The 19,545-nt window shown below is 60.7% G+C and carries 22 protein-coding genes; 12 read left to right on the top strand and 10 right to left on the bottom strand.

The features are described from left to right. Nucleotides 1-3 precede the first annotated feature (3 nt). The 12 genes from ACP7AP_RS15500 to dxs all read left to right on the top strand — a co-directional run bounded on the left by ACP7AP_RS15500 (nt 4) and on the right by dxs (nt 11,226). Nucleotides 4-1,113: a methyltransferase gene (locus ACP7AP_RS15500; RefSeq protein WP_426035377.1), complete on the top strand. Its 1,110-nt coding sequence runs from the start codon at nt 4-6 to the stop codon at nt 1,111-1,113. Between the two features lie 131 nt (nt 1,114-1,244). Continuing rightward, nucleotides 1,245-2,201: a chlorophyll synthesis pathway protein BchC gene (gene bchC / locus ACP7AP_RS15495; RefSeq protein ID WP_426035339.1), complete on the top strand. Its 957-nt coding sequence runs from the start codon at nt 1,245-1,247 to the stop codon at nt 2,199-2,201. Beyond that, entirely contained in the window at nt 2,198-3,202 is a 1,005-nt protein-coding gene (locus ACP7AP_RS15490; protein WP_426035337.1) for a chlorophyllide a reductase iron protein subunit X, read from the top strand. The genes bchC and ACP7AP_RS15490 overlap by 4 nt, the downstream gene beginning before the upstream one ends. Before the next feature lie 54 nt (nt 3,203-3,256). Further along, the gene (gene bchY, locus ACP7AP_RS15485) at nt 3,257-4,828 is read left to right on the top strand and encodes a chlorophyllide a reductase subunit Y (protein ID WP_426035335.1); all 1,572 of its coding nucleotides are present in this window, start codon (nt 3,257-3,259) and stop codon (nt 4,826-4,828) included. Next, the gene (bchZ, locus tag ACP7AP_RS15480) at nt 4,828-6,303 is read left to right on the top strand and encodes a chlorophyllide a reductase subunit Z (protein WP_426035333.1); all 1,476 of its coding nucleotides are present in this window, start codon (nt 4,828-4,830) and stop codon (nt 6,301-6,303) included. The genes bchY and bchZ overlap by 1 nt, the downstream gene beginning before the upstream one ends. Continuing rightward, on the top strand, nt 6,300-6,521 hold the full coding sequence (gene pufQ / locus ACP7AP_RS15475; protein ID WP_426035331.1) for a cytochrome PufQ: 222 nt from the start codon (nt 6,300-6,302) through the stop codon (nt 6,519-6,521). The genes bchZ and pufQ overlap by 4 nt, the downstream gene beginning before the upstream one ends. Before the next feature lie 120 nt (nt 6,522-6,641). Next, nucleotides 6,642-6,791, top strand: a complete 150-nt coding sequence (pufB, locus tag ACP7AP_RS15470) for a light-harvesting antenna LH1, beta subunit (protein ID WP_304926338.1) — start codon at nt 6,642-6,644, stop codon at nt 6,789-6,791. A gap of 14 nt (nt 6,792-6,805) precedes the next feature. Continuing rightward, nucleotides 6,806-6,994 carry a light-harvesting antenna LH1, alpha subunit gene (gene pufA, locus ACP7AP_RS15465; RefSeq protein ID WP_304926339.1) on the top strand — a complete coding sequence of 63 codons (189 nt, stop codon included), beginning with the start codon at nt 6,806-6,808 and terminating at the stop codon, nt 6,992-6,994. 127 nt (nt 6,995-7,121) lie between these two features. After that, the gene (gene pufL, locus ACP7AP_RS15460) at nt 7,122-7,970 is read left to right on the top strand and encodes a photosynthetic reaction center subunit L (RefSeq protein ID WP_426035328.1); all 849 of its coding nucleotides are present in this window, start codon (nt 7,122-7,124) and stop codon (nt 7,968-7,970) included. Continuing rightward, entirely contained in the window at nt 7,963-8,886 is a 924-nt protein-coding gene (gene pufM / locus ACP7AP_RS15455) for a photosynthetic reaction center subunit M (RefSeq protein WP_426035326.1), read from the top strand. Before pufL ends, pufM begins: the two co-directional genes overlap by 8 nt. 30 nt (nt 8,887-8,916) lie before the next feature. Beyond that, nucleotides 8,917-9,147, top strand: a complete 231-nt coding sequence (gene pufX, locus ACP7AP_RS15450) for an RC-LH1 core complex protein PufX (RefSeq protein ID WP_426035324.1) — start codon at nt 8,917-8,919, stop codon at nt 9,145-9,147. Between the two features lie 171 nt (nt 9,148-9,318). Continuing rightward, on the top strand, nt 9,319-11,226 hold the full coding sequence (gene dxs, locus ACP7AP_RS15445; RefSeq protein ID WP_426035322.1) for a 1-deoxy-D-xylulose-5-phosphate synthase: 1,908 nt from the start codon (nt 9,319-9,321) through the stop codon (nt 11,224-11,226). A 209-nt stretch (nt 11,227-11,435) separates the two neighbouring features. Here the strand turns inward: dxs and ACP7AP_RS15440 are convergent, their stop codons facing one another. From ACP7AP_RS15440 to bchM, 10 genes are all read right to left on the bottom strand, one after another. Beyond that, complete coding sequence (locus ACP7AP_RS15440; RefSeq protein ID WP_426035318.1) at nt 11,436-11,942, bottom strand: c-type cytochrome; 507 nt, start codon at nt 11,940-11,942, stop codon at nt 11,436-11,438. A gap of 82 nt (nt 11,943-12,024) precedes the next feature. Then, entirely contained in the window at nt 12,025-13,236 is a 1,212-nt protein-coding gene (hemA, locus tag ACP7AP_RS15435) for a 5-aminolevulinate synthase (RefSeq protein WP_426035316.1), read from the bottom strand. Continuing rightward, the gene (gene puhE, locus ACP7AP_RS15430; RefSeq protein WP_426035314.1) at nt 13,226-14,050 is read right to left on the bottom strand and encodes a putative photosynthetic complex assembly protein PuhE; all 825 of its coding nucleotides are present in this window, start codon (nt 14,048-14,050) and stop codon (nt 13,226-13,228) included. The genes hemA and puhE overlap by 11 nt, the downstream gene beginning before the upstream one ends. A 73-nt stretch (nt 14,051-14,123) precedes the next feature. Next, entirely contained in the window at nt 14,124-15,230 is a 1,107-nt protein-coding gene (acsF, locus tag ACP7AP_RS15425; RefSeq protein WP_426035312.1) for a magnesium-protoporphyrin IX monomethyl ester (oxidative) cyclase, read from the bottom strand. Next, on the bottom strand, nt 15,227-15,523 hold the full coding sequence (locus ACP7AP_RS15420) for a hypothetical protein (protein ID WP_426035375.1): 297 nt from the start codon (nt 15,521-15,523) through the stop codon (nt 15,227-15,229). The genes acsF and ACP7AP_RS15420 overlap by 4 nt, the downstream gene beginning before the upstream one ends. A 22-nt stretch (nt 15,524-15,545) precedes the next feature. Continuing rightward, the gene (gene puhC, locus ACP7AP_RS15415; RefSeq protein ID WP_426035310.1) at nt 15,546-16,010 is read right to left on the bottom strand and encodes a photosynthetic complex assembly protein PuhC; all 465 of its coding nucleotides are present in this window, start codon (nt 16,008-16,010) and stop codon (nt 15,546-15,548) included. 9 nt (nt 16,011-16,019) lie between these two features. Next, nucleotides 16,020-16,655, bottom strand: coding sequence for a photosynthetic complex putative assembly protein PuhB (gene puhB, locus ACP7AP_RS15410; RefSeq protein ID WP_426035308.1), 636 nt, complete (start codon nt 16,653-16,655; stop codon nt 16,020-16,022). Further along, on the bottom strand, nt 16,652-17,425 hold the full coding sequence (puhA, locus tag ACP7AP_RS15405; RefSeq protein ID WP_426035306.1) for a photosynthetic reaction center subunit H: 774 nt from the start codon (nt 17,423-17,425) through the stop codon (nt 16,652-16,654). The genes puhB and puhA overlap by 4 nt, the downstream gene beginning before the upstream one ends. A 15-nt stretch (nt 17,426-17,440) precedes the next feature. Beyond that, nucleotides 17,441-18,880: a PucC family protein gene (locus tag ACP7AP_RS15400; protein WP_426035373.1), complete on the bottom strand. Its 1,440-nt coding sequence runs from the start codon at nt 18,878-18,880 to the stop codon at nt 17,441-17,443. Further along, complete coding sequence (gene bchM, locus ACP7AP_RS15395) at nt 18,880-19,545, bottom strand: magnesium protoporphyrin IX methyltransferase (protein WP_426035304.1); 666 nt, start codon at nt 19,543-19,545, stop codon at nt 18,880-18,882. The genes ACP7AP_RS15400 and bchM overlap by 1 nt, the downstream gene beginning before the upstream one ends.

Genomic DNA, 19,545 nt, shown 5'->3' with positions numbered 1-19,545 from the left:
GTTTTGCCCCGCCTTCACCCCTTCCGGCGCGGCTGGCTTTTGCGGCTTGCGGCGTCGCGCAGCTTTCAGGTTTGGGCCGCACATATCCCCGGCGTGCGGCGGATTGCACGCGCAGAGGGGGCTGCGTTGTTTGACGTGGTGGCAGGGTTCGTCAACGCGCAGGTGCTGATGGCACTGGTGGAATTGCGGGTGTTGCACCTGCTGCAAGACGGTCCGGTTGCGGTGCCGCAGATCGCAGGGCTGTGTGCGGTGCCGTCTGAGCGGATGCAGATTTTGCTGCAAGCGGGGGCGGGCCTGGGGCTGTTGAAGCGTCACCGCGATGGCCGTTTTGGTCTGGCCTTGCGTGGCGCATCGCTGCTTGGCGTGCCGGGGTTGCAGGCGATGATTCTGCATCACCGCGCGCTTTATTCCGATCTGGCCGACCCGGCGACCTTCTGGCGCGATGGCCGCGATACCCAGCTTGCGCGATTCTGGCCCTATGTTTTTGGCGCAGCGGGGGCGGTCGATCCGCAGGTGACGGCGACCTATTCCGAGCTGATGGCGGAAAGTCAGGTGCTGGTGGCCGAGGACACGTTGCGGATGATCAACCTGTCGGGTGTGACGCGGCTGATGGATGTCGGCGGCGGCACGGGCGCGTTTTTGGCGGCGGTTGGCACAGCTTATCCGCAGGTGCAGCTTGATCTCTTTGACCTGCCCATGGTGCTGGAGGGTGCGCGGCAGCGCTTGGCGGCCTCGGGGTTTTCTGATCGGCTGACGCTGCACCCCGGCAGCTTTCGGGATGATCCGTTGCCCGTGGGGGCTGACGCGATTAGCTTGGTGCGGGTGCTCTATGATCACGATAATTCGACAGTGCTGCGGTTGTTGCGGGCTGTGCATGCGGCTTTGCCTGTGGGTGGGCGGTTGATCATCTCGGAACCCATGTCAGGCGGGGCCATGCCCAATCGCGCAACCGATGTGTACTTTGCAGTTTACACTTTGGCGATGCAAACCGGGCGCACCCGATCAGCCAGTGAAATTTCAGATCTTTTGCAAGCAGCAGGCTTTGCAAGCATCTGTATTCATGTGGGCTTTCGACTATTTATCACCTCCGTCATCACGGCAATCCGGGTCTGACTTCAAAGAGAAGTGACCGACGGTGTCAATTTAGTTTGACAGTTTAATCTGTAAGTCTAGAATGACAGTAAGAGGATGGTGCGGGGTTTGGTCTTGTCAAAAGACTCACTTTGGCCATCCGGGGAGTGACCGTGAAAACCAATGCAATCATACTGTCAGGGCCGAAAAACCTCTCATTGGGTCAGTTGTCGCTGACGCCGCCGGGACTGGCAGATGTCGTGGTGCAGATCGCGTATTCTGGCATTTCCACGGGAACTGAAAAACTTTTTTGGTCCGGCACGATGCCGCCGTTTCCGGGCATGGGCTATCCGCTGGTGCCGGGCTACGAGGCTGCGGGCGAGGTGGTAGAGGCTGGGCCTGAATCGGGTTTCCGGGTGGGCGAGCATGTGTTCGTCCCCGGTGCGAATTGCTTTGAGGCGACCGAGGCAGGTCCTATGCGCGGGCTATTTGGGGCGGCATCGCAGATGCTCGTTACACCTGGTGCGCGGGTTACGCGGATTGACCGTGCCTTGGGGGCCGAGGGTGCTTTGCTGGCCTTGGCTGCAACCGCGCGTCATGCGCTGGCCGGGTTTGACCGGGCTTTGCCGGATCTGATCGTGGGGCACGGCGTTTTGGGGCGGCTTCTGGCGCGGTTGACGGTTGCTGCGGGCGCGCTACCTCCAACAGTTTGGGAGACGGATCTGGCTCGCCACGCGGGTGCGGAAGGCTATCAGGTTGTGCTGCCCGAGACCGATCCGCGCCGCGATTATGCTGCGATTTATGATGCCTCAGGTGCGGCTGATCTGCTGAACAGCCTGATCGGGCGGATCAAAAAGGGCGGTGAGGTGGTACTGGCGGGCTTCTATACCGCGCCTATTTCCTTCGCCTTCCCGCCCGCTTTTATGAAAGAGGCGCGGTTCCGCATTGCGGCCGAATGGGCTGCTGATGACATGGTAGCCACTCGCCAACTTGTTGAATCCGGGGCACTTTCCTTGGCTGGACTGGTGACGCACACCCGTGCCGCCGCAGGGGCAGCTGAGGCCTATGAGACTGCTTTCACTGACCCCAACTGCCTTAAAATGATACTCGACTGGAAGGGCCACGCATGACGCTTGATATTCCGAATCTTGTCGATTTCGACAATCGGCTGCGCGAAGAAGCGCATCAGGAACCTTCGTTGGAAATTCCACAGGGCGCACCGACCAAGAAAACCCAGATCATCGCGATTTATGGCAAAGGTGGCATCGGGAAATCGTTCACTTTGGCGAACCTTTCCCACATGATGGCCGAGATGGGCAAGCGGGTGCTGCTGATCGGTTGCGATCCAAAATCTGACACCACCAGCCTGCTGTTTGGCGGCAAGGCTTGCCCGACGATCATTGAAACCTCGTCGAAGAAAAAGCTGGCGGGGGAAGAAGTGAAGATCGGTGACGTTTGCTTCAAGCGTGGCGGTGTGTTCGCGATGGAACTTGGCGGGCCAGAAGTGGGCCGGGGTTGTGGCGGGCGCGGTATTATCCACGGCTTTGAGCTGCTGGAAAAGCTGGGGTTCCATGACTGGGATTTCGACTATGTGCTGCTCGATTTCCTCGGCGATGTGGTCTGCGGCGGCTTTGGTTTGCCGATTGCCCGTGACATGGCGCAGAAGGTTATTCTGGTCGCGTCGAACGATCTGCAATCGCTGTATGTCGCCAATAACGTCTGCTCGGCGGTGGAATATTTCCGCAAGATGGGCGGCAATGTCGGCATCGCGGGGCTGGTGATCAACAAGGATGATGGCACTGGCGAGGCTGCGGCCTTTGCGGAGGCGGTGAAGATTCCGGTGCTGGCGGCGATCCCGCAAGATGACGATCTGCGCAAGAAAAGCGCGAATTATCAGATTGTTGGTAGCTATGAGTCGCAGTGGGGCCCGATGTTTGCGGCACTTGCCGATGCGGTGGGCATCGCGCCACCCGTGCGGCCTGCACCGCTTAATCAGGATGGCTTGCTGGGGTTGTTCTCGGCTGAAGCCACCGGGGCCGCGTTTGTGCTGACCCCGGCCACCGATGCGGACATGCGCGGCAAGAATGCCGTTCTGAAGAAATCGCTGGAAGTGGTGTATGACCATGTTTGATCTTGATCGCCTTGCCGAGTTGGAAGCCGCATTGCGCCGCCTCACGGGTGCGAAATGACTGAAATCGGCTATGACAGCGCCCATGACGCGCCGCTGACACAGCTTGCGGCGGGCCAGCCCGAACCGCAACCGCAGGTCAGCGCGCCCGTCGATGGTATGGGCTGTCATGCCGGGGCGGCGACGATGGAAGCGGCGGCGCGCGCTGCGGGCAATTCGGAGCTGCTCGATCAATACGCGGCGGATTATCCGCAAGGCCCGCATGATAAACCGCAAAGCATGTGCCCGGCGTTTGGCAGCTTGCGCGTGGGACTGCGGATGCGGCGGGTGGCGACTATTCTGTCGGGGTCGGCCTGCTGTGTGTATGGGCTGACGTTTGTGTCGCACTTTTACGGTGCGCGGCGGTCGGTGGGCTATGTGCCGTTCAACTCGGAATCCCTGGTGACGGGCAAGCTGTTTGAAGACATCCGCGATGCGGTGCATGAACTGGCTGACCCGGACCGTTATGATGCGGTGGTGGTGACCAACCTGTGCGTGCCGACAGCCAGCGGTGTGCCGCTGAAACTTTTGCCAAGCGAAATCAATGGCGTGCGGATTGTCGGCATTGATGTGCCCGGCTTTGGCATCCCGACCCATGCCGAGGCTAAAGACGTTCTGGCTGGTGCGATGCTAAAATATGCGCGGGCCGAGATTGAGGCGGGGCCGGTGGCGGCCCCTGCGCAGGGTCGGTCAGATCGCCCGCAAGTGGCCCTGTTGGGCGAGATGTTTCCAGCCGATCCGATGATGCTGGGCGCGATGTTGGCCCCAATGGGATTGGCCGCAGGGCCGATGGTGCCGTGCCGCGAGTGGCGGGAGTTGTATGCAGCACTTGACTGCGATGTGGTGGCTGCGATCCATCCGTTCTATACGGCGGCGGTGCGCGAGTTCCAGACGGCTGGGCGTAAGATTGTAGGCTCCGCCCCGGTCGGGTATGACGGCACGGCGGCTTGGCTGGCGGCGATTGGAGCGGCGTATAACGTTGATCCTGCGCGGATTGCTGCGGCACAGAACGCGTTTCTTCCCGCGATCAAGGCGGCACTGGCGGCCAATCCGATCAAGGGCACCATCACGCTTTCGGGTTATGAAGGTTCTGAATTGCTGGTGGCTAGGCTGCTGATCGAATCCGGTGCGAACGTGCCTTATGTCGGCACCGCTTGCCCGAAAACCCCTTGGAGTGCTGCCGATCTGGAATGGTTGGAAGCCAAGGGCACACGGGTGAAATTCCGCGCCTCGCTTGAGGATGATGCCAGCGCGATGATGGCGATCCGGCCTGATCTGGCGGTGGGGACAACGCCGCTGGTGCAGAAAGCGAAAGAGCTGGCGATTCCAAGCCTTTATTTCACCAACCTGATTTCCGCGCGGCCTTTGATGGGGCCAGCGGGGGCGGGGTCTTTGGGGCAGGTGGTCAATGCCGCCATCGCCGGACGCGCCCGGATGGAAACGATGAAAACATTCTTCGAAGGTGTAGGCCACGGCGATACCGCTGGCATCTGGGAGGGTGCGCCCAACCTGCGCCCCGATTTCCGCGCCGTGCATCAGAAGAAATTGGACAAACTCGCCCGCGCTGCCAAAGCCGAGGAGATGATCTGATGCTGGTGCAGGATCATGACCGCGCAGGGGGCTACTGGGGGGCGGTTTATGCGTTCTGCGCCGTCAAGGGGCTGCAAGTGGTGATCGACGGCCCGGTGGGCTGTGAAAACCTGCCGGTGACATCGGTGCTGCATTACACAGACGCGCTGCCGCCGCATGAGTTGCCGATCGTGGTGACGGGCTTGGGCGAGGATGAGATGACCTCTGGCACCGAGGCCTCGATGGCGCGTGCGTGGAAAACGCTTGATCCGGCTTTGCCTGCGGTGGTGGTCACGGGTTCCATTGCCGAGATGATCGGCGGCGGGGTGACGCCTGTTGGCACCAACATTCAACGGTTTTTGCCGCGCACGATTGATGAGGATCAGTGGCAGACTGCTGACCGGGCAATGACTTGGATTTTCACCGAATTTGCCATGACCAAGGGCCGGATGCCGCCGGAGACCAAGCGGGCCGAGGGCGCAAAGCCCCGCGTCAATCTGCTGGGGCCGATGTATGGCGTGTTCAACATGGCCAGCGATCTGCACGAACTTCGCCGCTTGGTCGAAGGCATCGGGGCCGAGGTCAACATGGTGATGCCGCTTGGTGCCCATGTGGCCGAGATGCGCAATCTGGTCAACGCTGACGCCAATATCGTGATGTATCGCGAGTTTGGTCGGGGTTTGGCGGAAGTGCTGGGCAAGCCTTATCTGCAAGCGCCGATTGGCGTGGACAGCACAACGAAGTTCCTGCGCAAACTGGGCGAAATGCTGGGGCTTGATCCCGAGCCGTTCATCGAGCGGGAAAAGCATTCGACGCTCAAGCCTGTGTGGGATTTGTGGCGGTCTGTTACACAAGATTTCTTCGCAACCGCGTCTTTTGCGATTGTGGCAACCGAGACTTATGCGCGTGGCATCCGCAACTATCTTGAGGCTGATCTGGGCCTGCCTTGTGCCTTTGCCGTAGCGCGCGAGCCGGGAAAAAAGACCAACAACGAGGCGATCCGAGGGCTGTTGAAACAGCACCGGCCTCTGGTGGTGATGGGCTCGATCAACGAGAAGATGTATCTGGCGGAACTGAAGGGCGGCTTTGGGCCTGCACCCAGTTTCATTGCGGCGTCGTTCCCCGGTGCTGCGATCCGCCGTGCAACTGGCACGCCTGCGATGGGCTATGCGGGCGCGGTGTGGATCTTGCAAGAGGTGTGCAACAGCCTGTTTGACGCGCTGTTCCACATCCTGCCGCTGGGCACTGAGATGGATTCGGCAGCGGCCACCCCCACGACATTGCGGCGCGATTTCCCTTGGGATGTCGATGCGCAGGCGGCTTTGGACCGCATTGTAAACACTCACCCGATCCTGACCCGGATCAGCGCCGCGCGGTCTTTGCGCGATGCAGCCGAAAAGGCTGCGCTGGATTCCGGTGCCGAACGTGTGGTGCGTGAAACCGTGGAGGGGCTGCCCGGCGTGGCCCTTTCGTCACCTCAGGGAGAGAGAACATGAGCGATTACACCGCAAACGGTGATCTGCATCAGGTCAAGCGTGTGAATAAGACCGAGTTCGTCATCTATTTTGCGCTGATCTTCAGCCTGGCGCTGCTGCCGCATGTGATGGGTTGGCTGCTGCAAACCGTGCGACACGCCAAGTTTCCCCGGCTGGGGCCGATGCAGCGCGCACTGAAAGATGCGGAAGCGATCACACCTATGATTTTTCGCGGATAACCATCCGCACACGCAATTCGCCCCTTCGGCAACGGGGTGGCGAAACATCGGAGGGGCATTCCGCCCACCGTGGCCCGGCCGCAGGGAATGCGGCGTCAGTCCGAATATCCGGAGGGTACTATGGCTGATAGAACCGACCTGTCTTTCACAGGTTTAACTGACCAGCAGGCGCAAGAGCTGCACTCGGTCTACATGAGCGGGCTTTGGTTGTTCACAACCATCGCCGTGATCGCGCATGTGGCCGTGTTCATCTGGCGTCCGTGGTTTTAAGGGGGGATCGAGACATGAGCAAGTTCTACAAGATCTGGCTGATTTTTGATCCGCGTCGCGTTTTCGTGGCGCAGGGGGTTTTCCTCTTCCTTTTGGCAGTGATGATCCATCTCGTCCTGCTGTCGAACCCGGCCTACAACTGGTTCGACATCGCGGCGGCCAAGCATGGCTATGCGCCTGTGGTTGCTGCACCGGCTCCTTGACAGGGGCTTGCACTTGGTGCGGGCGGCTTCAATCGGCCGCACCAAATCAAACTTACAAGAACAATAGACGGTCGCGGGGCTTTGCGGGTGCAAGGTGGCTGATCCGTCCAACCGCGGAGAGGGAAGCATGGCACTGCTCAGCTTCGAACGAAAATACCGCGTGCCGGGTGGCACGCTGATCGGCGGGAACCTGTTCGACTTTTGGGTTGGACCGTTCTACGTCGGCTTCTTTGGGGTCACGACCTTCTTCTTCGCGGCCCTCGGCACCATGCTGATCTTTTATGGCGCGGCGATGGGGCCAACCTGGAATCCGTGGCTGATCTCGATCAATCCGCCGCCGATTGAAAATGGCTTGGCGTTTGCGCCGCTGATGCAAGGTGGGTTGTGGCAGATCATCACGATGTGCGCGGCTGGATCATTTATCAGCTGGGCGCTGCGTGAGGTTGAAATTTGCCGCAAGCTGGGCATTGGCCTGCATGTGCCGATTGCGTTTGGTGTAGCGATTTTTGCTTATATCACGCTGACGGTGATCCGGCCAATTCTGATGGGGGCTTGGGGTTATGCGTTTCCCTATGGCATCTTCAGCCACCTCGATTGGGTCAGCAACACCGGCTACACCTATGGCAACTTTCACTACAATCCCGTGCATATGCTTGCGGTCAGCTTCTTCTTCACCAACTGCTTTGCGCTGGCTTTGCATGGCGGGTTGGTCCTGTCGGCGGCGAACCCGGGCCGCGGTCAGGTGATGAAGACGCCCGATCACGAGGATACGTTCTTTCGCGATCTGATCGGCTATTCGGTGGGCACTTTGGGGATTCACCGACTGGGCCTGCTGCTGGCGCTGAACGCCGGGTTCTGGAGCGCGATCTGTATCCTGATCTCGGGCACGATCTGGTTCGATCAATGGGTGGATTGGTGGAATTGGTGGCTGCAACTTCCATTCTGGGCAAACATTCCAGGAGGCGTCAATGGCTGAGTATCAGAACATTTTCACCCAAGTTCAGGTGCGTGCAGCGCCTGAAATGGGGATGGTCGAAGGTGTCGATCTTTCGAACCGCACCAAGACTGCCGGATTTTCGACCCTGATGGGCTGGTTTGGCAACGCCCAGTTGGGCCCGGTTTATCTGGGCACCTTCGGGGTGATCAGCATGGCCTGCGGGCTGATCTGGTTTCTGATCATCGGCTTCTGGTTCTGGCATCTGGCGGGCTTTAACCCGGCGGTGTTCATGCGCGATCTGTTTTGGATGGCCTTGGAGCCTCCCGCACCGGAGTGGGGTCTGCGGATGCCACCTATGATGCAGGGCGGCTTGTTTCTGGTGGCCGGATTCTTCTTTCTGATCGCTCTGTGGTGCTGGTGGATTCGCACTTACCTACGGGCCGAGGCTTTGGGTATGGGCAAGCATGTGTCCTGGGCCTTTGCCGCCGCCTTATGGCTGGTGATGGTGTTGGGGCTGATCCGCCCGGTGTTGATGGGCAGTTGGTCGGAAGCGGTGCCTTATGGGATTTTCCCGCATCTGGATTGGACCAACCTGTTTAGCCTGACCTACGGCAACCTGTTCTATAATCCGTTCCATGCGCTTTCGATTGTGTTCCTGTATGGCTCGGCCCTGCTGTTTGCGATGCATGGCGCGACCATTCTTTCGGTCACACGACTGGGGGGCGACCGCGAGTTGGAGCAGATTGTCGATCGTGGCACGGCCTCTGAACGTGCGGCTTTGTTCTGGCGCTGGACGATGGGCTTTAACGCCACGATGGAAGGTATCCACCGTTGGGCCTGGTGGTTTGCGGTGTTGGTGCCGATCACCGGCGGCATTGGTATTCTGCTGACCGGAACCGTGGTGGATAACTGGTTTGTCTGGGCACAAGACCACGGCTATGCGCCGCTTGACTGAACTTTGACGGATCGCTGGAAAGGATGGATCATGTCTGACGAGCATTTTTATGAGGGTGAATCCCCGGTGGTCCGCCTGCGGGTCTGGGCTTTGGGACAGATGATCTGGGGCGCGCTTCTGGCGGGTATTGGGGTTGCGATTGTGGGTGTGGTGCTTTTGGTGATCTGGGGTGTCAGCCTATTGCTGCCCGAGGAAAGCAAGCAAGCGCCTTCGCCCTACACCGGGCTGGAAATCAGCCAGCCTGCGGCCCGGATCGTGTGATGAAAACCGGGTCTGGCAACAGGATGTTCCCAGACCTGCAACAAGGTTGGGGCCATATGCCGGCCCAAACTCTGGGCACCTCCACAGCCCGGTTCCCTCCTGAATGGCAACAGGACCCTGGTGCCGTGTGGTCTACACCCGGCACCTTTTTTCATAGCAAAGGCCACAGCCATGCCAAAGGACACTCCGCTGCTTGATACCGTGAACACGCCTGCAGATTTGCGGGGGATGAGCGACGCGGACCTTTCCCGGCTGGCCGATGAATTGCGGGCCGAGGTGATTTCGGTGGTGTCGGAAACGGGCGGGCATCTGGGGTCGTCGCTGGGTGTGGTGGAGTTGTCGGTGGCGATCCATGCGGTGTTCAACACGCCGGTGGACAAGCTGATCTGGGATGTTGGGCATCAGTGCTATCCGCACAAGATCCTGACGGCGCGGCGGGCGCGGATGCGCAGTTTGCGGCAGGGCGGCGGGCTTTCGGGCTTCACCAAACGGTCGGAGTCTGAATATGATCCGTTTGGGGCGGCGCATTCCAGCACCAGCATTTCGGCGGCTTTGGGGTTTACCATTGGCCGTGATATGGGCCAGCCCACCGGCGATGCGATTGCGGTGATTGGCGATGGCGCGATCACGGCGGGCATGGCCTACGAGGCGATGAACGCGGCAGGCCATCTGGGCAAGCGGCTGTTCGTCATTCTGAACGACAATGACATGAGCATCGCGCCGCCAGTGGGCGCGCTGAACAAATACCTCAACGGCTTGTCGGCCCATGCGCCTTTTGCGGCGCTGCGTGGCATGGCAGAAGGCTTTGAGGCGGCTTTGCCCGGCCCCTTGCGCGATGGCGCACGCCGCGCGCGGGCGCTGGTGACTGGGATGCCAGGGGGCGGCACCTTGTTTGAGGAATTGGGCTTTACCTACATCGGGCCGATTGATGGGCATGACATGCCGGAATTGCTGGCGACATTGCGGGCGGCGAAAACCCGCGCGACGGGGCCGGTGCTGATCCATGCGGTGACGGTGAAGGGCAAGGGCTATGCTCCGGCGGAAAGTGCTGCCGACAAATATCACGGCGTCGCGAAGTTCGATGTGATTTCGGGCACGCAGGCGAAGTCGAAATCCAACGCGCCCGCTTATACTTCGGTGTTCGGCAAGGCTTTGACGGATGAGGCTGCGCGGGATGGCCGTATTGTGGCTGTGACGGCGGCGATGCCTTCTGGCACCGGGTTGGACATGATGGCGGCGCGGTTTCCGGCGCGGGTGTTTGATGTGGGGATTGCTGAGCAGCATGGCGTGACGTTTGCGGCTGGGATGGCGGCTTCAGGGTTGAAGCCATTTGTGGCGATATACTCGACGTTCTTGCAGCGCGGCTATGATCAGATCGTGCATGACGTGGCCTTGCAGGGCTTGCCGGTGCGGTTTGCGATTGATCGGGCCGGGCTGGTGGGGGCGGATGGCGCGACCCATGCCGGGGCGTTTGATGTGGGATACCTCGCAAACCTGCCGGGATTCGTGGTGATGGCTGCGGGGGATGAGGCTGAGCTGGTGCATATGGTTGCCACCGCTGCCGCCTATGATGCGGGGCCGATCTCGTTCCGCTATCCGCGCGGGGAAGGATCGGGCGTGCAGATGCCGGAACGCGGTGAGGTGCTGGAGATCGGACGTGGCCGTGTGCTGCGGGAAGGCACAGATGTGGCGCTGCTGTGCTTTGGCGCGCATCTGCCGGAATGTCTGCTCGCGGCCGAGGCTTTGGCTGCGCAGGGCGTGTCGGTGACGGTGGCGGATGCGCGCTTTGCCAAGCCGTTGGACACCGCGTTGATCGGGCAGCTGGCGCGGCATCACGCGGCGGTCATCACGGTAGAGCAGGGTGCGGGCGGTGGCTTTGGGTGCCAAGTGTTGCAGTATCTGGCGAACGCGGGGGGCCTCGATCATGGCTTGCGGTTGCGCACGCTGACCTTGCCGGATCGGTTCATTGAACAATCCAGCCCGGCCGCGATGTATGCCGATGCGGGGCTGACGGTGGCCGATATTGCGGATGCGGTGCGTAAGGTATTACCGCAGCGGCAGCACGCCAAGCGGGCCTGATTTCAGCGTCTTATGTTTGCAAAGATTCCGCAGGTTGGGCTTGTGGGTGTTGTCGGCGCGCAAGGGCATGTCTTCCCCGCTGGGAAAGACTTGTGGTTTTTGATGTTTCACATACAATATGTAGTGTAGCGCCGTTTTGGCTTTAAGATAGCCAATGCAAAAGGCCCCCAAATCTTGGGGGCCTTTGCGTTTTGCCATCTATGGCTGGCTTATGGCGTGGTCGCGGGCGCAGGTGCTGCCGGATCGGCGGGCGCTGCGGCGGCTGGATCAGCCGGGGCCGGTGCGGCACCTGCGTTCGGGCTGAACTGGATCAGATAGGCGTAAACGTCTTCTGCCACAGCTGCGTTCTTCACCTTGAACATCATCTTTGACTTCGCACTCTTGTCGCCCAGGACGGTTTTCCAGTGGTTGGACGGGTCTTGGACATAATCAACAAAGCTCGCCTCATCCCAGACCAAACCGGTTTTGCCGGCGGCAACAATCGAGTCGCCGTATTTGAAATCGGGATAGCTGCCGACCTGACGACCGAACACACCATAAAGGTTGGGGCCAGTCTTGGCACCTTTGCCTGCCACGAGCTTGCCTGTCTCGTCCATCACCGAGTGGCAAGTCTGACACTGCTTAAAGACTGCTTCGCCTTTGGTTGCATCCCCTGCGGCAAAGGCCGGGGCAGCAGCGGTTGCCAAGACCGCAAATATGGCGAGTTTGGATTTCATCAGGAACCTCCCTGTTCACTTTGATTGTTATACGCTTGAAACACCGATCTGGATCAGGTCGGCACCTTCAAATGAACGTGATTTAAGCCACGGCATGTGAGATCGCGCAGCGGTGCCACAGCGCGGAAAGCGCGTTGGCCAGATGGTCGATATCGGCGTCGGTGTGGCAGGGCGAGGGCGTGATGCGCAGACGCTCGGTGCCTTTGGCGACGGTGGGGTAGTTGATCGGCTGCACATAGATGCCCCAGTCGCGCATCAGAATGTCGCTGATCATCCGGCATTTTATCGGGTCGCCGATCATCACCGGGATGATATGGCTGTCATTGGCCATATGCGGGATGCCCAAGCGGTCCAGCTTGGCGCGCAGTTTGGCGACTTGCTCGCGCTGGCGCAGACGTTCGGTATCGCTGGTTTTCAGGTGCTGGATCGAAGCCGTTGCAGCAGCGGCGACGGCGGGCGGCAAGGCGGTGGTGAAGATGAAGCCCGAGGCAAAGCTGCGGATGAAATCGCAGAGCGCCGCCGATCCGGTGATGTATCCGCCAACGACGCCGTAAGCCTTGCCAAGCGTGCCTTCGATCAGGTCAATCTGATCGGCCAGCCCTTCGCGTTCAGACACGCCACCGCCGCGCGGGCCATACATGCCAACCGCGTGAACCTCATCAATATAGGTCAGCGCACCATGGGCTTTGGCGACTTCGATGATCTCTTTGATCGGCGCGATGTCGCCATCCATCGAATAGACGCTCTCAAACGCCACGATCTTGGGGCGGTCGCCGACGGCGTGCAGTTTGCGGTCAAGATCGCGCCAGTCGTTGTGCTTCCAGATCACCTTGTCGGCGCGGGAATGGCGGATGCCTTCGATCATGCTGGCATGGTTGCCCGCATCAGACACAATCACCGCATTCGGAATACGGCTGCCCAGCGTCGACAGCGCCGCCCAGTTTGACACATAGCCCGAGGTGAACAGCAGCGCTGCGGCCTTGCCGTGCAGATCGGCCAGTTCAGCCTCTAACAGCAGGTGTTTGTGGTTGTTGCCCGATATATTGCGGGTGCCGCCTGATCCGGTGCCGCTGGTTTGCACACAATCGACCATGGCTTTGACGACTGCGGGGTGTTGGCCCATGCCGAGGTAATCATTGGAACACCAGACGGTGATCTCTGACACCGCGCCATCTTTGTGGTTATCCGCGCGCGGAAAGGCACCGCGTTTGCGTTCCAATTCGGCAAACGAGCGGTAATTGCCTTCGGCTTTCAGGGCATCAAGCTGGCTGTGGAAAATCTGATCAAAGTCCATTGGCATCCTCGAGATGGTCTTTTTGTGGGGTCAGCGAGAGGGATTTGCGGGCCGGAATCATCCAGCGCCACAGTTTTTCATCGGGCAGCGGCAGCACCATGAACCAGTGCTCCAGCAGGGCCAGCAGGCACAGGCAGGTCAGCAGGGCATAGCCCAACGACATGCCGGGATGTGTCACGTTGATCGCGCGTTCCAGCAGCAGCGCAGAGCCTACGGTCAGGGCGGAGATCGAGATCGGGAAGAAAGCGGTGATGCGGCCGATGCGGAAGTAGCTGGCAAGGTGCGCCAAGGGCCGGGGCAGAAACTGCGTGTTGATGCGCGGCACGCCGAGGAACAGGTTCAGCTTGGCAAAGACGCGGGCGATGAACAGCAGCGCGAAGGTGCCAAAGGCGAAGGGGTTGGCGGCGTGGAGTGAGGCGAGCCCAAGGGCCGTCAGGGTGGCGATCAGGGTCAGTTCGTGCCAGGCGATGGTGCCGACGGCGCGCCAGAAGCGGTCGGTTGCGGTCGTGAAGGCGGGGCAGGGCGCGCGGTTTGGGCCGGTGATGATGCCGGACAGGAAGGCGAGTTCGATCCATGCCCAAAGGGCGAGGGCGGCAAGGAAGGCAAGGTAGATGCCGTTGGCCGAAAGGTCAGGCAAGGACGCGCGTGCGGCGGCAAAGCCGATCGCCAGTAGGGGCAGGCCGATGATCACCGAGTTCAGATGATCTTGCGCCGTGCCATTGTCGGCCACCCGCACCCGCCACAGAATGACGCCAGTGGAGAACCACCACATGAACAGCGTCGTCAGTGCGGCGAGCCACGGGTTATCGCTCATGGCGTGGCGCCGTTGAGCAATCGGGGGTCGGGGCGCGCCCGCCCCAAACCGCCGATTTTATGCGGGAAAACGATCAATAGATCGGCTCCAACCGCACGTCTTTCGGCGGCTCTGATTTGATCACCGGGATGGTGTAAAGCGCCACGAAGGCCGTCGCCGCTTTGACAACGCCCAGCTTGTGGCTGAACCAGCCGCCAACACCGCCCTTGCGTTTGCCCGCATCCATTTGACCAAACGCATCGCGCATCCGGCGCAGGTTGGGCAGCCAGCGTTTGTGGTCAATGTCGATTTCCAGCGGGAACACCTGCCGCGCGATGGCGCTGGTTTTGCGGTACACCTCTTGGTCATACCATTCGATATCGACGCCAAGGGCTTTGTGAAACTCGGGCCGCTGATGGTCGCGCACGAACATGGTCGAATACACCGCCGTCAGGAAAAACCGTATCCAGAGTTTGTTGGCGAAACTGGTGGTCAGTTTCGGATCGGTGCGCATCAGCAAAGCGAAAGCCTCACCATGGCGAAACTCGTCATTGCACCATTCGCGGAACCATTTGAAGATCGGGTGGAAGCGTTGATCGGGGTTGGCTTCCAAGTGGCGATAGATGGTGATGTAGCGCGCATAGCCAATCTTTTCAGACAGATAGGTGGCATAATAGATGAATTTCGGGCGGAAGTAGGTGTATTTCTTGGCCTTGGTCAGAAAGCCGAGGTTCACCGCAACGCCAGCCTCGCGCAGCGCATCGTTGATGAAACCGGCATGACGGGCCTCGTCGCGCGACATGTAGCTGAACAGCTCACATATATCGGGGTTCGAGCCGCGACGTTTCATTTCTTTATACAGCACGCAGCCGGAAAATTCGGCGGTGCAGGAGGATACCAGAAAGTCGATGAATTCGCGCTTCAGCTTCGGCTCCATCCCGTCCCAGTTGGCGTCCCATTCCGTCCAATCGACGGTTTTCTTGAAATGGCCCTTGTTGGGATCGGCTTTCATCTCGGCGAGCAGGGCATCCCATTCTTTGCGCACTGGGGTGACATCAACCCGGTCCATCTCCTCAAAGTCGGTGGTGTAAAAGCGCGGGTTCAAGAGGGTGGTCTCGGTCGCCATCGCTTGGGTGTCTTGCGGCTGGGCGGCGGCGAGTTCGGCGTAATCGGCATCAAGGCCTTTGGGGGTGGCGTTCATAGCGTCACCTCATCGGAAAACGAAAACTCGCAGAGTTCCATAAAGCCGAAATCGCCGGTGGCGCGGGTCCACAGTCGTTCCAGCCAAGAGGCGCGGGTGATGGTGGCCTGGCGGTCTTCGATGATCAGCTCGCCGTAAGCCGCCATGATCGGCGCGCCGTGCACCAGAACCTCATCCCCCGGATAGACGACGGCGCCATTATTGAAACGAACATGAGCGTGCAGGCTTTCGAAGCGGTGGCTGACCTCGACGGTGCAGGGCACTTCTTCAGCGATTTTACGAAAGATTGCCATCATTTGGTTCCCCTTATTGTGATCACAGTTGTGACATGAGCCGTTCGAACGCAGCCCTGTTGTCAGACCCGAATGCGCCCAATTCTGCGCTCCATCCGGTGTAGTCATCTTGTGCCACAAGGCGGCCATTCGCGTATTCCACAATACGCAAAGGAAGTAATTTATCAACGCCAGCCGTCAAGCGGGCGCGTTCCATTCCGTTCTGAATAACGGTGATAAAACCGCCATGCGGCAGATCCATCAGAAGTTTGCCATCGGTTGAAAGCACCGTTACCGCCTGCGCGCCGCCGCCTTGCAGAATGATGCTGCGCTCGGCCACGATGGTGGCGGATTTCGGCACGCCGACATGATCGCGCCCGGTCAGCACCGAAAAGCTGACGACGGCAAGGCTGGCCAGCACCAGCGCCAGCATCGCCAGCAACAAGGGCTTGGGGATCATGTCCTTGCTGTCAGAGGGACGGGCGCGGCTTTGGGTTTGGCTGACCATGATCGCCTCCTATTCCGCCGCCATTGCCATCGCGGGCATGACGCGGGCGACGGTGGGTTCATTGATGCGGGTTTCTGCGGCATCGGCCAAAATCTTTGCCACGCCGGCGGCATCGGGGATGCAGCGCAGGGTGGGTTGGGTTTTGGCAAAGCGCCACGGGCGGACATGCGGCCAGCAGACAAGATAGGAAATCCGGGTATCGCACAAGGTTTCCAAGGCGATAGAGCCTGTGCCATTACGCTTGGTTGAAAGCGTCGCAGCCCCCACTTGCTTGAACGGCACGTTCAGCGTCACCGTCAGGGCCGCACCAATCCGCAGGGCAACGCGCGCCGTGGTGATGGTGTAAACCGTCGCGCGGGCTTGCACCCACGCCATCAGGTATAGGATGCCGCAAACGACCAGACCGATGGCAAGATAGGGCAGCATCACCGCGATAACCGAGGCCGGGCTGCCATCCGCCACAGCCGAGGCCCGCCAGATCGCCAGCGTCCCGAAATACCCCGCCACCCAAGTGATCTTGAAGGCATCGCGGGCTAGCGCCAGACTGTCGGGGCGGCCTTGCCACAGCAATTCCTCGCCCACAGGCGGGCGTTCGGGCAGGCCGCGCACCGGCTCGATGGCGAAATCGTCGTGCGGCGCGCTCATGGCTTCCACGCCAAAGAGCCGCCCTTGCGGTTGGCTGCCGCATAAAGCGTGCCGCCCGCGTAATAGGCGCTGATCTTTTCTTCTTCCAGCAGGGTCACTTCGGTCAGCGATTTGGTGCCCGGCACACCGTCGAACAGATCGGACGACAGCGAGTTGATCCGCACCCGGTCTTTCCAGATTTTCACCATCGGCATCGGCACAAGGCAGCGGTGGCCCGAGTTCAGGTTGATTTCCAGATAGCGCACCAGTTGCTCTGGCGCATCGACCCACATATCGGCAATGCGACCCACCACTTCGTTATCGCCCGCCTGCACGGGAAGGCCGCGCGGGTCACGTCCGGCAGAGACGGCAAAGGCCGGGGCTTGCGCCATTGGCACGATCTTGTTGTGGCCGTGGCCGTCAAGTTCCGGCACATCGCGGCGCAGTGCCCAAGCGGCGGGGCCAACGCCATCGGTCATCGGATTGCCCAAGGGCGCGTGGGGGAAGCCTTCGGACACAGCGGTGCGCCCCAAGGCCACTTCGCGGGCCTCACGCGCGCCGTTCGGCACCGTGACTTCGCCCCGGCCATGCGGCAGGATGAAGGTTTTGGGCTTGGGCAGCGGGAATGGGCCTTGATTGGGCGCGGGCGTGCCGTCCTCCAATTCCAGCGGGTAGCCTTCGCGCATGTTTTCGGTTTGCAGGTAATAAATCAGCAGGGCAAAAAAGCCCCAGAACAGCCAGATAGCCAGCGAAGCAAGGTCAAAGTTGCCAAAGAAAGTTGTGCCCAGCATGGGGTGTCCTCCGGGTTAGTTGGGGAAATCGACAAGACCCAGACGGGCAGTGTCGGCTTTGGATTGCGCGGTGAAAAGAGCGACCCGCACCAAAGGCGCAAGGGCGATCAGGGTGACAAACAGAACGACGATTTCGATCATGTAAACAACAGAGTAGCCAAAGGCGGGCGCTGAAAACACCGGGCCGAAGCCGCCCTGAAGCGCGTAGGCCCCGACGCTGTCGCGCAAACCGCCACCAACCGCGATGGACAGGCCCGCAGCGGTGGCTTGTGCAGCGCCCCAAGCGCCCAGCACCAGCCCGCGTCCGGCCACGCCCTGTTCGGGCAGCGACATTGCGGCGGTGAGGGTGGCCACGGCGAACAGGCCCGCGCCCAGACCAATGCTCCATGCGCCGATGTAGAACATCACGGTGGAGTGCAGCGGGGCCGCAAAAATCACCAGCAGAAAGGCCACAACCCCCACCAGCAGCCCACGCGCCGACATGCGGAACATATCCTGCCCGTTTGACATCCAGCGGCCCGCCAGCACAAAGCCCACCAGCGCGCCCATGGCGTTGCAGGCGGTCAGCCAAGTGGTGGAACCCACCGAAAGCCCAAGGATTTCAGCGCCGTAGGGTTCCAGCAGCACGTCTTGCATTTGAAACGCCATGGTGCCCAGCATCACCACCAGCAACAAACGGCCCGCATGGCCGCCCGCCATCAGATCGCGCCAGCCTTCGTGGAAGATCGGGCGGGTCTGCGCCATTTCCTCGGCGCTCATCGGGCGGACCTTTTCCTGTTTCCACAGGGCGACAAGGTTCAGAACCATGGTCACAACGCCGCAGCCTTGCACGACGCGGATCAGGCGGATTTCGTCGAAATTGCGCAACAGAAGGCCCAGAACCACGGCAGAAACCGCCATGCCCAGCAGGAACATCACATAGAGCAGCGCCACAACGCGGGGGCGGGTTTCATCGGTGGCGCGGTCGGATGCCAGCGCCAGACCTGCGGTTTGGGTCATGTGCATGCCCACGCCGGTCATCAGAAAAGCCACGCCCGCCAAGGCTTTGCCCGCCCATTCCGGCCCATGGATCTGATCGCCCGACAGCACGATCAGCGCGAAGGGCATGATCGCTAGGCCGCCCATCTGCCACAGGCTGCCGAACCACAGGTAAGGCACGCGCTTCCAACCGATCCAGCTTTTGTGATTGTCAGATTTATGGCCCAGCAGGGCGCGGAACGGGGCCGAGACGACGGGGAGCGCGATCATCAGCGCCACGACTGATGCAGGCACGCCCAACTCGACAATCATCACCCGGTTCAGCGTGCCGAGCAACAAGACCGCCGCCATGCCGACCGAAACCTGAAACAGCCCCAAGCGCAGCAGTTGCGGCAGGGTCAGGCCTTCGGATGCGGCGTCAGCGAACGGCATCCATTTGGTGCTAAGTTGTTGCACATGTTTCGATTTGAAGAAGATCACGGCCGATACTCCAGACATTCCGAAATATAGAACCCGCGAGAGACGCGGTCGATTTTGGTCACGCGGCCCATGGTGGCGCGGTTCAGGGTGGCAAATGCGTGCGGCACCATGATCGGGCTGCGGTCGGCGCGGGGAAACAATTTTCCCATGCTCCAGAATGTCATCAGGAAGGCGGTTTTCGGGGCAACGGTGAACACCACGGCAGTCTCGGTACGGCTGCCCAAGCGGTCCAATGCGGCGGCAATATCGGTGGTGCCGTAGTAAATCAGGCTGTCCATCGCGATGACGTAATCAAAGCGGCCATGGTCGGCGGTCATATCACCGCTGGCAAAGCTGACGCGGCGGGCATGTTCGGCGGGCAGGCGGGCCAGCGCGATATCAACCAAGGCGGGCGAGATATCGACGGCCATCACATCGGCCCCACGCGCGGCCAGTTCGGCGGTCATTTGCCCTGCGCCGCAACCTGCATCCAGCACGCGTGCGCCGCGCAGATCAGCGGGCAGGCGCGACAGCATCAGCGCGCGCATCTTGTCACGGCCTTCGCGCACGGTCTGGCGGATGCGCGACACCGGAGCGTCAGAGGTCAGACGCTCCCACACTTTGGTGGCCGAGCGGTCGAAGTAATCCTCAACGCGGGTCAGGGTTGCAGCGTAGTTGGCCAT

Origin of the sequence: Cypionkella sp. TWP1-2-1b2, assembly GCF_049896245.1 — a bacterium.
Classification (GTDB): Bacteria; Pseudomonadota; Alphaproteobacteria; order Rhodobacterales; family Rhodobacteraceae; genus Cypionkella.
The sequence above is the reverse complement of the archived record's forward strand: the minus strand, read 5'-3'. Positions and strand labels throughout refer to the sequence as shown.